The organism is Chryseobacterium suipulveris (assembly GCF_022811685.1).
Lineage (GTDB): Bacteria > Bacteroidota > Bacteroidia > Flavobacteriales > Weeksellaceae > Kaistella > Kaistella suipulveris.
On the sequence record NZ_CP094532.1, the window covers coordinates 531,398 to 545,170 of the forward strand.

The 13,773-nt window shown below is 41.7% G+C and carries 9 protein-coding genes; 7 read left to right on the top strand and 2 right to left on the bottom strand.

Annotation, left to right across the window (positions count from 1 at the left end; translation table 11 throughout):
• The first annotated feature begins 11 nt into the window (after window positions 1-11).
• Entirely contained in the window at window positions 12-272 is a 261-nt protein-coding gene (locus tag MTP09_RS02515) for a hypothetical protein (RefSeq protein WP_243550344.1), read from the top strand.
• Window positions 273-478: 206 nt separating this feature from the next.
• Window positions 479-1,780 (top strand): glycosyltransferase family 4 protein, encoded by a 1,302-nt coding sequence (locus MTP09_RS02520; RefSeq protein WP_317618767.1) that lies wholly within the window; start codon window positions 479-481, stop codon window positions 1,778-1,780.
• Window positions 1,781-2,131: 351 nt separating this feature from the next.
• Here MTP09_RS02520 and MTP09_RS14425 read toward each other — a convergent pair whose 3' ends face one another.
• Window positions 2,132-2,308 carry a hypothetical protein gene (locus MTP09_RS14425; RefSeq protein WP_317618768.1) on the bottom strand — a complete coding sequence of 59 codons (177 nt, stop codon included), beginning with the start codon at window positions 2,306-2,308 and terminating at the stop codon, window positions 2,132-2,134.
• A gap of 104 nt (window positions 2,309-2,412) precedes the next feature.
• On the bottom strand, window positions 2,413-3,396 hold the full coding sequence (locus tag MTP09_RS02530; RefSeq protein ID WP_243550346.1) for a lipoate--protein ligase: 984 nt from the start codon (window positions 3,394-3,396) through the stop codon (window positions 2,413-2,415).
• A gap of 469 nt (window positions 3,397-3,865) precedes the next feature.
• Between MTP09_RS02530 and MTP09_RS02535 the strand changes: the two genes are divergently transcribed.
• The 5 genes from MTP09_RS02535 (at window position 3,866) to MTP09_RS14505 (ending at window position 13,530) form a co-directional block, all read left to right on the top strand.
• Entirely contained in the window at window positions 3,866-6,574 is a 2,709-nt protein-coding gene (locus tag MTP09_RS02535; RefSeq protein WP_243550347.1) for a T9SS type A sorting domain-containing protein, read from the top strand.
• A gap of 198 nt (window positions 6,575-6,772) precedes the next feature.
• Window positions 6,773-11,710, top strand: a complete 4,938-nt coding sequence (locus tag MTP09_RS02540; RefSeq protein WP_243550348.1) for a choice-of-anchor D domain-containing protein — start codon at window positions 6,773-6,775, stop codon at window positions 11,708-11,710.
• Window positions 11,711-12,055: 345 nt separating this feature from the next.
• The gene (locus MTP09_RS02545) at window positions 12,056-12,388 is read left to right on the top strand and encodes a hypothetical protein (RefSeq protein WP_243550349.1); all 333 of its coding nucleotides are present in this window, start codon (window positions 12,056-12,058) and stop codon (window positions 12,386-12,388) included.
• 436 nt (window positions 12,389-12,824) lie between these two features.
• Window positions 12,825-13,265 carry a hypothetical protein gene (locus MTP09_RS02550; protein ID WP_243550350.1) on the top strand — a complete coding sequence of 147 codons (441 nt, stop codon included), beginning with the start codon at window positions 12,825-12,827 and terminating at the stop codon, window positions 13,263-13,265.
• Between the two features lie 79 nt (window positions 13,266-13,344).
• Window positions 13,345-13,530 carry a T9SS type A sorting domain-containing protein gene (locus MTP09_RS14505; RefSeq protein ID WP_396022240.1) on the top strand — a complete coding sequence of 62 codons (186 nt, stop codon included), beginning with the start codon at window positions 13,345-13,347 and terminating at the stop codon, window positions 13,528-13,530.
• Window positions 13,531-13,773: the final 243 nt, after the last annotated feature.

Consider the following 13,773-nt stretch of genomic DNA (forward strand, 5'->3'; position numbering starts at 1 on the left):
ATTGGTGCAAGGTGCAGATGGACGTTAAAAAGAGCCAAGGAAAAAGAGCCAAGAGCCAAGTGCAAATTGGTGCAGGGTGCAGATGGACGTTAAAAAGAGCCAAGGAAAAAGAGCCAAGAGCCAAGTGCAAATTGGTGCAGGGTGCAGATGGACGTTTAAAAAGAGCCAAGGAAAAAGAGCTAAGAGCCAAGTGCAAATTGGTGCAAGGTGCAGATGGACGTTTAAAAAGAGCCAAGGAAACAGAGCCGAGAGCCAAGTGCAAATTGGTGTAATGTGAAGTGGTAAAGTGGTGCAGAGGAGAAGAGGTTCAGAGGTTTACTCACAATTTTATTTATTTTTTTATTTGAGTTCGTGAATGCTGCGCATTTCGAGTTTACTCACAATTTCATTTATTTTCTTTTATGAGTTCGTGAATGCTGCGCATTTCGAGTTTCAAGTTCCAACGTGGATAAACTCACTCGAAGAAATTCACAGCTCCGTGAATTCACTATTGACATTTTCCCGCTCCAATTCACCAACTCACCCACACACCAACACAAAAATTGCCGCCCAGCTTCCGACTTTTCATTATCTTCGCAGCCAGAAACAAGACATGAAAAAACTCATCCGCGTTACCACTATTCCGCTTTCCTTAGACAAACTTCTGGGGGAGCAACTGCGTTTTATGAACGGGCATTTTGATCTAACTGCGGTTGCTGCGGAAGAGGAGGAGCTGAAAAGAGTGGCCCGAAAATATGGAGTAAAGTATTTTCATGTTGAAATGACGAGGCAAATTACCCCGATTAAGGATTTACGGGCCGTTTGGAAAATGTACAGGTTTCTACGAAAAGAAAGCCCGGAAATTATTCACACCCATACTCCTAAAGCGGGATTGGTTGGAATGTTGGCTGGTTTTCTTGCGGGTGTTCCGGTTCGTGCGCATACCGTTGCAGGATTGCCTTTACTGGAAACAAGTGGAGCAAAAAGGAAAGTTCTGAATTTCGTGGAATGGTTTACGTACCGGTGCGCAACGCATGTTTATCCGAACTCTTTTGGATTGAAACAAATTATCCTTAACGAAAAATTCTGTAATCCCACAAAACTTAAAGTCATCGGGAAAGGGAGTTCCAACGGGATCGATACTGAATTTTTTAACCGTTCTCATATTTCTGAAGACGCCAGAGTTACTTTACGCAATGAGTTAGGAATTTCTGAAAAAGACTTTGTTTTTATATTTGTCGGGCGATTGGTAAAAGATAAGGGAATCAACGAATTGGTAAAAGCATTTTGTGAACTTCGAAACAGCAGAGATTTTACATTTTCCAATAATGGCATCGATTTATCGAATGTGAAACTTCTCCTGGTAGGACCACTGGAACAGGAACTCGATCCGCTTTCACCGGAAACCATTGCTGAGATTGAGAAAAACTTCAATATCATTACCACGGGTTACCGCGATGATGTGCGTCCTTATTTTGCGCTATCGGATGTATTGGTATTTCCGAGTTACCGTGAAGGATTTCCGAATGTGGTGCTTCAAGCAGGTTCGATGGAGCTTCCAGCCATTGTAACCGATATTAACGGCTGCAATGAAATAATCAAGGATGGCGAAAATGGACTTATTGTTCCGGCAAAGAACAGTGATCAGCTTCTGAAAGCGATGCGGAAAGTTTTTGATCCAGAACTCAGAAACCGTCTAAAAAGTAACTCCAGAACAGAAATTGTATCCAATTACCGGCGAGAAATAGTATGGAACGCACTCCTTGAGGAATACGGAAAACTTCTTAGCCAAAACCGTTGAGGTGCTTCCAGAGCAACAAACGTTATCGTCAAATTGAGGACATGCTATAAGAAGCGTTTTATCACTTCGAAGGTTGCCCACCGCGGCGAAGCCGTACCGGTACACTCACTCACTGTACTCAAACAAATGGTTGAGGAACTCCAGCTGTGGATTGACCCTGCGAATCAGTTCCCATTTTTTCGCCCGGGTAAAATCCTTGATTTCCTTCTCTCTGGCGATAGCTTCCTGAATCTATGTGAATTTTTCGTAATACAATAAATATCCGAGGTGATACCGCGCCGAAAAACTTTTGGGGTTTAACCTTGTTTGGTGCTGCCACAGTCTTCTGGCTAAATGGTTGTTTACTCCCGTCTAAAGGACTGTGCTGTTTTTGTTGGTGATGATGTAAATGTAGTAGGTGTGGTACCCTTCGAAGAAAGCGTTCATGGTTGAGTTTTGATCAAAGTTAGAAATTTTTTTCAACCTTGCCGCTGCGCGTGGTTGAGGTTCTTCCAGCACGACAAAAGTTGTCTTTAAAGTGACGTACATATTATACCCTGCGTTTTGTCACTCCAAAGGAGTCTCACCTCGGCGCAGCTGCAACGGTGCAATCACTCAGTCACTTAACTACATAGTCGATGATTTTCAGGAAGTTACTTAAACGCCTCCACAACTTCCTCCACCGTTACATTTCCGAAGAATTCAGTGAGGTTTTCTGATTCGAAAAGTTTCGTGAGCTGTTCAACTTCATGATGGAGCCCGATCAGTTTAGATTCTAATTCCTCTACAGGTCGGGATGCGAAAAAGTCGCCGAAAATCTTTGCCTTTTCGATGGTTCCTTTTACCACGTCCAAATGCACTTCAATAAAACCGGCGGGAACTTTAATCGCTTTCTGAAAATTATAGTTCGGCGAAAAACCGAAATTCCAGTCCCAGGTTTCGTATTTTTCTTTGGCGAGCTGCTCGATTCCGGCAATATCTTCAGCAGTGAGCATGTACGCTTTCGCTCCCGGATTGTTGGCGGCAATTTCTTCTTTTAGCAGGTGCTTCATCTTCTCGGTCGTTGTTCCTTCCGGAAGATAATGGATGAGGTTGGTGACGCGTGATCGGGTGGATTTTGTTCCTTTGTCGGTAAATTTTAGGGGGTTCACTTTTAAAGCTTCTGCCAGAACTTCCATTTCAGAATTCAGGAGGATGGTGCCGTGTTGGATCATTTTTCCCAGTCTTGCGAGTTTTGCGTTGCCGCTGAATTTCTTGTCTTCTACCAGAAGGTCATTTCGTCCTTTAAGAACTGCGGGTACTCCAAGTTTGTTCAAAAGTTTCAGCACCGGTTCGGTAAACTGTTTGAAATCCCCGAAATCATGGTCTCCTAAAAGCGTGTGGAAAGAGAAGTTGAGGTTGCCCAAATCATGGTAAACTGCGCCTCCTCCTGACATTCTGCGTACTACATTTATTCCTTTTTCTTTTACGTAATCGAGGTTGATTTCAGCAAGCGTATTCTGGAATTTTCCAACAATGATGGAGGGTGCATTTACATAAAGTAAAAACAGGTCTTCGGTTGGGAATCTGCTCAGAAGGTATTCTTCGGTAGCGATATTGAAATAGGCATTGTTGGAAGGGGAGTCGATAAGGAGCATGGGCTTTTTTCGCAAAATTAAGGAATTCTAACATTTTTTTTGCTCTTCTTTCCGCGGCAGAAAAAAACTAATCCTGTTTAGTTTAAGTTCTTTTAATTTTTGTGGTATCCAAAATACCTGGCTGTTCGGTGGACTAGTATAGGGTTTTAATAAAAATTTAGAGCAGGTTTAAATTTTACCAAATAGACCTGAATTTGTTTTCCCCAACCCTAAAAGGAGCAAATTCAGGTTTATTTGGAAGGAAATTTTCCTCCCTTTAGGGACGGGGTAAAGAAAATTTCCGATATAAAACTTTTATTGAATAAAATTTAAACAGGCTCTAAACAGGCTCTTAAAAGATATTGTTTTTTTTGATTTATCTTTGCACCGTCATGAGAAGACGCAGCGCTTATTTTTTGCTGTCTGGCTTCTATTAATGGCGAAAAAAACACAAATGATGAGTTGAGTTGTAACCATTAATTCATCATCTATGAAAGAATTTCAACAGCTGCAAAATAAGTTCGCTATAAGCAGCATTTTGACCAGGAAAACAATTTTCTTTGTTTTTCTATTGGTCTCATTTTTTACATTTGCCCAAAGTGCCGGTGATTTCAGAACTAAGGTTCCACAGTCTGCAAGCCAGAACTGGATTACCGTTTCTGCTTGGGAGACCTTTAATGGGACTTCTTGGGTGCCTGCAACGCAATATCCTGGTCAAACCTCTGGAAACTATAAAGTAACGGTTTCTGCGCAGACTTCAATTTTTACATCACTCCCGACGATCAGTATTGGAACCCTTGTTATTGAGGGTTTTCTTCAGATTGATGCAGATCTTACTTTGCCAACTACGTCAGTATTGCAAATTAACGCCGGAACATTGTATCTGAACGGAAAGAAAAGACAGGTTCGCTTAGCGGCGAATACCAAAATTGAGATCACCGGATATACCGGAACCAACGGAATTCAATCTTCGGACTGTAATAATAATGTTGCCGTTTTTATCGGATCTGTGAAATATGCTGCTTGTACCGGAAGCGGAAATACCACGGTGGGTGATTTTTCAACGATCAACGAAAATGGAGGATCGCTTAAGGCGGAACCTCTTGCAACGCCCAATGCAATCTGCTCAGGAGAAAGCGTAAATATCACTGCAACTGCAAATACTGTTACGGACTTAACCTATAAATGGCAGGTTGTGAGTGCGCCACCAGGATACAGTTTACCTAGTGGAAATTCAACTGCACAGTTTTTGGGAACGATGGTGCTTACACTTCCGGGTACCTACACATTCCGTTATACGGTGAGCAAAAACTCAACTTCGGTATCGGGAGACGTTACCATTCAGGTGTATGCAAAACCAGATGCCGGAACTATCAGCGGAGTTAATCTGTGCAGCAAATATGGTAATAACACTGTAACACTTACCGGACACACCGGAAATATCGTAAAGTGGCAGTCGTCGCCAACTTCGGATTTCAGCAGCGGTGTTGTAGATATTGCGGAAACAGCAAGTCAGATCCATATCGGTAGTCTTCAGCAAAATTTATTTTACCGTGCTTTAATTGCCAACGGTACTTGCAGCGTTTTCTCGCCGGTTGCCGCGGTAACAGTAAGTGCAACGGCTTTCGAAGGTAATCAGTGGAGTAACGGGCTTCCTGATATTACCAAAAGAATCGTGATCTATAACGATTATTCTTTTTCCGGAGATGTGCAGGGTTGTGCATTGGAAGTAGTTTCAGGAGCGAAAGTTACCGTTCCCGGAAACAGCAGCTTGACCTTGGACGGTGAAATTGAAGTTATTTCAGGTACTTTTACAGTGGACAGTGACGCAGGGTTGATTCAGAAAAATGACAATGCTCAAAATACTGGGAATATCACTGTAAAAAGACAGTCCAGAATGAAGCGTCTTGATTACACGTTGTGGGGAGCTCCGGTTGCTCAGCAGAACTTGTTCGGTTTTTCACCGCAAACTTTGACCAACCGATTTTATCTTTACAATGAGACCGATGATACTTTTAATACCAACGGACTTACCAGCTCAACGGTATTCGTTCCGGGGAAAGGTTATGTAGTTCGGTCACCAAATAATTTTCCTTCAACGTACAGCGAAACCAGCTCGGCAAACCTGTTTACCGGCGTATTCACAGGGAAGCCAAATAACGGGGCTTATTCGGTAACGCTTCAAAAACTGGGACAGGGCTTTAATTTGGTAGGAAATCCGTACCCGTCGAATATCGATTTTGACCAACTGTATCAGCAAAACAGTGCAGCAATTGAAAGCACTGCCTATTTTTGGACCTATGTGAACTCGGCCGATCCAAATGGGAACTATGTAGCCAACAACTATGCACAGTATGTGGGTGGAACCGGGAATCCTGCCACCAACGGAACCCAGGTTCCAACCAATATCATCAAAACCGGACAGGGATTTTTCGTACTGGCAAAAACTGATGGTGCTGTTTTGCACTTTAACAACAATATAAGAACAGAAAGGAAAACCGGTATCTTCTTCAATGTAGCGCATCGTGGCGTTTCTGCAGCTAAAGACCGGTTCTGGCTTAAACTCACCTCACCATTGGGCAACAGCAATTCTTTAGCAATTGTTTATACAGAGGGTGCAAAAGACCAGTTTGATGCTGAATATGACGGCAAGTTACGTATCATCGGTTCTGATTCCTTCTATTCTGTTGTCGATGAACACAAATTGGCAATCCAGGGAAGAAGCTACCCGCTTAAGCAGGACGACAAGGTGCAGATTGGGTTTGTAGCTTATCAGGACGGAATTCACACGGTATCGCTCGCCGGTAAAGAAGGAATTTTTAATGACGGTAATCCGGTGTATCTTCATGATAAAGTTACAGGCGTTTACAAAAATTTGCAGGAAGGGGATTATCAGTTCTCCGCTGAAAAAGGTTCCAACGATACCCGTTTCGAGATTGTTTATCTGGACAAAAATGTGCTTTCTGTAAATCCGGGGGCAAGAGAAGATATAATCATCTATAAAGACGGAGCAGATGTAGTCGTGAAGTCATCTGAGAAAATAGTTGAGGTTCAGCTTTATGACCTTTCGGGGAAACTGGTCTACCGTTCAAATGCAAACGGTAATGAGTTACGGGTAGAAAATCGATCAGCCCCAGGTGTTTTTATCCTGAAAGTGTTTCAAAAAGGAAAAATCACCGTGAAGAAAGTGAGAAACTAAATCACGGGAGATCAAATATTTTGTAAAGAAGGACAGGTGATGCCGTCCTTCTTTTTTATTTCTAAAAATTAATAATTAATTAACTAAAAAAAAACACATCGCAAAGCAAAAATATAGTAACTTTGTGCCGTGCGAGTCAGTGGTTACGATAAATATTGCTCTTGCATTTTAGCCCTGTATGCTTTTAAACTAAAGATTATGAAAAAAATATATTTACTGCGTTTTGTTTTTTCGCTCGTTTTTGCTGTTTTGTCTATAAAAGGAAGGGGGCAGGCTACACTGCCATTTTCTTATGATGATGGAAAAGGTTCATTGCCCACCGGACTAACCCAATCTGGATTAGGTTCAGATTATTCAGCGTCCCCGAAGCTGAAATTTGATACACAGGGAGCTGCTCTTAACCTGTTTTTCTCAGATTATCCAGGAGTTTTAAGTTATAATGTCAAAGGAAATCCAGGTACTGGTAGCGCTACTTCGGGCACGTTCTTAATTGAAGAATCCGATAATGGCATCAATTGGACTACTCTTCGGACCATTACTAACAAAAATAATACGACAACTACTTTTAATGATAATCCTAAGAACACCACAAGGCACATTAGGTGGACTTATAGTATTAAAACTTCTGGGAATATTGCATTAGGAGCAATAAATTTGACAAAATCTTCCTGCACAACCCCCACTCAATCCTTTTCCTCTTCTTCTGTAACAAAAACTGTCGGCGATCCTGCGTTTACCAATACTTTTACCACCAATTCCACAGGTACGGTAACGTACAGCAGCAGTAATACCGCGGTTGCTACTGTAAATACAACGACAGGATTGGTAACGATTGCGGGAGCCGGATCTGCAAACATCACTGCAACAACCGCTGCAAACGGATCTTTCTGTGCGGCGACATTAAGTTACTCGCTCACCGTAAATACCGGCTCAACGCCCTCTATTTCGGCTATTCCCACATCGCTCAGTGGTTTTACCTATGTTGCGGGTAGTGGTCCTTCTGCATCGCAAAGCTTTACCGTAACGGGAAATAATTTGAGTTCCGGAATTACCGTAACCGCACCTGCCAACTTTGAGGTTTCAACCAATAACAGCACTTTTAGCAATACGGTAAGTTTGCCAGTTTCAGGTGGCACGGTTTACGCACGTCTTGTTTCCGGACTTGCAGTGAACAATTATTCGGGGAATATTTCTTTATCCAGTACCGGTGCAACCACACAGAATGTGGCAGTTTCGGGGAGCGTGACGGCGGCAGTTTGTACTTTTTCCGAGACGTTTAGCGGAATTGGAACTACTGCAAGTTACGGCACACGAACTTGGACAGGTATTGATTCGACGGGTGGGAATACCGGTGCGTGGACTGCCACGGATGCAAGAGAAGATCAGACGATTAACGGAAAAGCAATTACAATAAGAAGCGGAGCGGTAACCTCACCAACATTCAATAATGGGATAGCAAGTTTGACACTAAAAACGAAATTTCCTTTTGCTGAAAGTTCTGGAAATTTAGTTTTAAAAATAAATGGAACGAGCGTTGGAACATTGCTTTATTCTGAAATGGATGGCTCAACAGTTATAACAAAAACATTCAGTAATATTAATATACCGGGAAATATAGTGATTACACTAGAGTCTTCGGGGGCGAGATACACCATCGACGACATTTCCTGGACCTGCTTCTCCGGATCACCAACCCCCGTAATCAACGTAAAAGGTAACAACATCACCATTCCCAATGGAAGTACCACCACTTCTACCGGCAACAACACTGACTTCGGTACGACATTAATTTCTGCTCCAATTACCAAAACCTTTACCATTGAAAATAATGGTTCTGCCAATCTGATTTTAGACACTCCTGCAGTGTTAATGCTTGACGGTTCAAAAGGGTTCAACGTATCTGCACAACCGGCAACCAACCCGATGACGGGATACAGTAACCAGACTTTTACGATCACATTTACGAAAACAACTCCAGGAATCTATGAAGATACGGTGATGATTGGCAGCAACGCGTCGAACACCACCGTTTATTCCTATAAGATAAAAGCCCAGGTTTTGGAACCGGTACTTAATGTATCCACCACTGCGCTCAGTGGATTTACGTATCCGCTTTCTCAGGGACCTTCCGATACACAGAACTTCACAGTGAACGCGAGCAATCTTAGTAGTGATGTTACCGTAACTTCCACCACAAACTGGGAAATCTCAACCAACCTAACTTATGATGGAAGCAATACAAGTCCTTACAATAGCATTACCTTACCGAAGACTGCTTCGAACACCGCACAAACCAATCCGAGCATCCATGTGAGGTTGAAAGACGGACTTCCCATTGGAATTTATTCCGGAACTATTACCATTGCTACGCCGGGAACTGCCTCGAAGACAATTGCTTTGAGCGGGGAAGTAACTGCGGGTATACCTTCTATAAAAGTTACAGGCGCAGGAAGTACGATTAATAATGGCAGCAGCAACCCAACTGGTTTGAACAACACACTTTTTGCCGGAACCAATTTGGGAAGCTCCAGTATCATAAAAGATTACGTAATTGAGAACAGGGGAGCGCTACCTTTAGTGATCAATGAGATTACGCTTACCGGCGCAGATGTTTCTAATTTTGTCCTGATCAATCCGCCTGCACCGGGAACAACGCTTAATCAGTTCGAGACGTACACGTTTTCTGCACAGTTCGCTCCGGTATCAGAAGGGGTTAAGAATGCAACCGTTACGATATCAAATAACGATTCCACCCAAAATCCATTCACCTTTGCCATCCGTGGAAATGGGCAGTATTGCGCGGCAGTGGGTAAAATCATACTTGCTCAGCAGGGATTTGAAGGAGCGACTACTGATCCGCTTGCTTTTTCAACGACGAGCTTTGGTGAACCAGGTCCGCTCACAGGGCTTATTTCAGGGAAAAGCACCACCGCTGATCGACCATCCAACAATAACTTCTATGCTGAAGGATTACAGGGCTATGCTGTGCAGGGAAAAGATCTCGTGGGCGAAATTGAGTCCGGACTTATCTTTACTTTTGATCCTGTAAGTACATTACACTACACAAACATTGAACTATCGATGAAAATTGCCGGTTTTTCCATTGGAAGTACTACAAACGGGATCGACTGTTCCAATACCGGAAATACGTGTTTAACCAATGACACGGAAAAGATCGACCGGTTTTTAATCGAGGTGAGTCCGGATGGAGGTGCTAACTGGTACAAGCAGGCAGCAGTTGTCGCTGGAGAAATGAATGTGGCATGGAGTTTTGGAAGTGCCAACGGTTCACCGGCCTCTATCGGCTACAACGAAAGTAATAATCCACAGTATTTTAAAGCTTATACTTCGGGTGCAATCAATGCCTTATCAATTACCAATCTTCCTGCCGTTGCAGCGCTCAAAGTTAGAATTACTGCGGGGAATAACAGTGACAAGGAAATGTGGGTCATCGATGCCGTAAAAATCACCAGTACCGGTTTGAATCCCAATATTTGGAACGGTACCCAATGGTCGCGAAATACTGTTCCCATTAATTCCGACAAAGTGATTATTGATGGAAATTATGATTCAGCAGTAAATGGTTCTTTTCAGGCATGCCAATGTGAGATTAAGAGTGGTGCAAAACTTACCGTTGCTGCAGGAAATCCTGTAACCGTTTCCGACTGGATGGTGAACAACGGCATTGTGTCGGTTCAAAATGATGCCGGTTTCGTACAGGTTAAAGATGTAAATTCCAACAGCGGAACGGGAACTTACGAAATCCACCGCGATGCGTTGATGAAACGCCTTGACTATACCTATTGGGGATCACCTGTTCAGTCACAACAGCTCAAAGCATTTTCTCCTCTTACGGTAGCGACTAGATTTTATACTTATAGGGAATCTACCGACCTTTTCGAAACAGTAGACTATAATCAGAATTTTATTCCTGGAAAAGGGTATGCAATCCGTGCGGCAAATACCAATCTTTCGTCAACATACAGTACTACAGCAGTAGTGCATCCCTACGTTTTTGTAGGTACAGTAAACAATGCAACGATTTCTTTCCCACTTTCCTATACTCCGGTAACCGACCCTATGACAGGGCTGCATGCTGTTGCAGGTTATAATTTAGTGGGAAATCCGTATCCGTCCAATATCAATTTTAGAAAATTTTACCAGAACAACAATACTAAAATTCAAAACAAGGCCTATTTCTGGACCAATACCAATCCAACTCCTTCAACTCCGCAGGGATCAACTTACAACGGCGCCAACTACGCAGCACTCAATGCTACAGGAGGTGCTGCAGCGACCAATTCATTTAAGATTCCAACAGAATATATCAAAGTGGGGCAAGGTTTTATGGTGCAGGCAAAACCAGGGAATAATAATATAAATTTGGTGTTTAGCAATTCCATCCGAGATAACCGACCAGACCATTCCTCTGTATTTTACAACAAAGGTCTGTCCGGAACTACTGATCAGCTTGACCGCTATTGGTTGAAACTGACCACTCCTTCGGGAAATTTTAATACGCTACTTATCGGCTATATTGATGGTGCAACCGATGGCATTGACGAAGATTACGATTCGCAGGTTTTCAAAATGGGCAGCGACGTGTTCTACAGTAGCGTGAATGATGAAAAACTGATTATCCAGGGAAGAAGTTATCCGCTGAACACGAATGATGTGGTTAAACTTGGTGCGGTAATGTATGAAACAGGAAACTATACCATCAGTTTGCTGAATAAAGAAGGAGTTTTTGACGGTACACAAACCATATACCTGAAAGACAAGCTCACCGGAATTGAAACCAACCTTAGTATTTCAGATTATGTATTCTCCGCTGAGCAGGGAACCAGTGCGGGACGGTTTGAAATCCGTTACCTTCCGGAGGCAATCCTTGGTGCTTCCGACTCCACAGCAAAAGGAGATGTTGAGGTCTACCGCGACGGAAATGCCTTCGTGATCCGCTCCCACAAAGAGGAAATCAAAAGCGTGGAAGTTTATGATTCGTCGGGAAGAATGGTCAGATCAAACAAAAATAAAGCGAAAGAAATCAGGATGGACGCGGAAGCGCTTTCTAATGGCGTCTATATTCTCAAAATTGAGCAACAAGATCAACAGATAACTAAAAAGGTCATTAGATAATCAATTTTTTAAGCCCTCTTTTACCTCTTCAAAATCATTTCGGGAACCGTAGGTGTTCCCGATTTTTTTATTTCTCATTTTGAGATTTTCTGTTTTTATCAGTTTTCTCAGGAAAATTTTAAGAAATTTTTAATAGATAATATGCTTAGAATAATTTATTAAGAAAGATTGTGAGTTGCGGATAATCTCCAAAAAAAAGGGATTTTTTTGGAGATTCCTAACACTTATCAACTCGACCAACGCATTCGATGTGAATACTGATGCACCCTTGCTGATCGTGGGATCTGATTCCTTATTCAGGGAAGGGCTTATCCGCTGCTGGTTACGGATGTAGTAAATCTGGGCATGAAAATGTTCCAACCGGGAATCCATACCATTTCGATGGTGGAAAGAGGAGGGGTGTTCGAGAGTGGACAACCAATTTACCTGCACGATAAAGTACAGGGAACTTACACAAACCTTCAAAATGGAGACTACACTTTCACAGCCAATGTTGGAGCTGACGAGTCACGCTTCGAAATCGTGTATGAAACAGGTGCGGTTTTAGGAACCGATTCTATGGTGAAAAAAGATATTTTGGTGTACCGCGACGGATATACATTTGTAGTAAAAGCGTCTGAAAATATCACGCAAATTCAAGTCTATGACACATCAGGCAAATTAATTTCAGTACAGTAGCCAAATTCTGCAAAAGCAGTTTATGATGCAGAATCTACCAGCAACGCGGTCTATGTATTGAAAATCACTACTGCAAGCGGAAATATCGTTACCAGAAAAGTGGTGAGGTAAATTGCGGGACAAGATGATAAAAAAGCTGTAGCTTCTTTGGACGCTGCAGCTTTTTTTCTTAAATTTAGTTTCTAAAAAATTAGTGAAAATTTATTATTTGGTTAATATAGAGGTTGGTATTCTTTTTGATAATGAGATGAAAAATATTTATAGGATTTAGCTGTATTCATCGTTGTTTGAGAGTACTAAATATAATTGTTCTTAAGAATTAACAGCTGAAATTCAAAAGTTGAAATAAAAATTAATAATTTTGTAACCTTAATCCTTTCGAAAAATTTTTGCGAATCGGTTTGAAAATTGTAATAAAGGCACAAAAAACATTAATATGAGTAAAGATTTATTTTTTAGAATAAGCGGTTTATTTGCTTTCGTTTTGTTATTTATGTCCGTTGATGTATTCGGGCAGATCTATACCTATGATTTTGGCACTGGTACAGGAACTGCCGATGGATCCAACGCCAATAACGGTGGAGCTGGAATTACCAACTTTTTCACTGGAACACCTGCAGGAGGAGGAACGTACAGAGTTCGAATGGGGACTGCTGGAGGTTCTTTAATCCTGGCCAATCCTGGTACTTCACTGGGAACAGGATCCGAAGCTCAGTTAACCGCATCCAGCAGTGGTGCGGTCAATATGTTCAGTGTGTACAACTGGAATAATCCGCAACAGATTCTCTATCTGAAAACAAAAATAAGAAGTACGTCCTCTGCAGACGGGACCATAACTAAACACAGCAGGGAATGGACAATGGTCGATTTGAAGTAGTGTATGAGATTCCTAATTTGGCAACTGGTGACAACATAAAGGAAAGCGTTTCCATTTTTAGCAAAGAAGAATCATTGTAGTGAAATCCTCAGAAACGATATCAAACATTCAAGTTTATGATACTTCAGGAAGATTGATTTCAACTGTATCACCTAATGCCAAAATCGCGGAAATTAATTCTTTTAGTTTTGTGAGAGGAATGTATGTTATGAAAATCTCTTTGGCTAAAGGAGAAGTGATCAATAAAAAGGTGATTAAGAATTAAACCGAAATTGTCATAACTGCTTTCAATAAACAGCGCACTTTATTTTTTTGAAAGCAGTTGTGTTTTTATCACAAAAAAACTAAAAAGTTTATTACTTTTGCATTCGAAAAAATAGAAGTAAAATTTACTGGTTATGTCTTTAACTTATTATTAAATTTTTGAAGTCGTAGTTGTGAGTTTTAAAAAAAATCATAAATTCGTTGAAATAAAAACGCATTGTCAATTATTTAGCTAAGTATTTAT

What these genes read in the sequence shown, in the direction of transcription:
- MTP09_RS14425 (WP_317618768.1), bottom strand. Translation starts at nt 2,308, where the DNA reads ATGTACGTCACTTTAAAGACAACTTTTGTCGTGCTGGAAGAACCTCAA.
- MTP09_RS02530 (WP_243550346.1), bottom strand. Translation starts at nt 3,396, where the DNA reads ATGCTCCTTATCGACTCCCCTTCCAACAATGCCTATTTCAATATCGCT.
- MTP09_RS02535 (WP_243550347.1), top strand. Translation starts at nt 3,866, where the DNA reads ATGAAAGAATTTCAACAGCTGCAAAATAAGTTCGCTATAAGCAGCATT.
- MTP09_RS02540 (WP_243550348.1), top strand. Translation starts at nt 6,773, where the DNA reads ATGAAAAAAATATATTTACTGCGTTTTGTTTTTTCGCTCGTTTTTGCT.
- MTP09_RS02545 (WP_243550349.1), top strand. Translation starts at nt 12,056, where the DNA reads ATGAAAATGTTCCAACCGGGAATCCATACCATTTCGATGGTGGAAAGA.
- MTP09_RS02550 (WP_243550350.1), top strand. Translation starts at nt 12,825, where the DNA reads ATGAGTAAAGATTTATTTTTTAGAATAAGCGGTTTATTTGCTTTCGTT.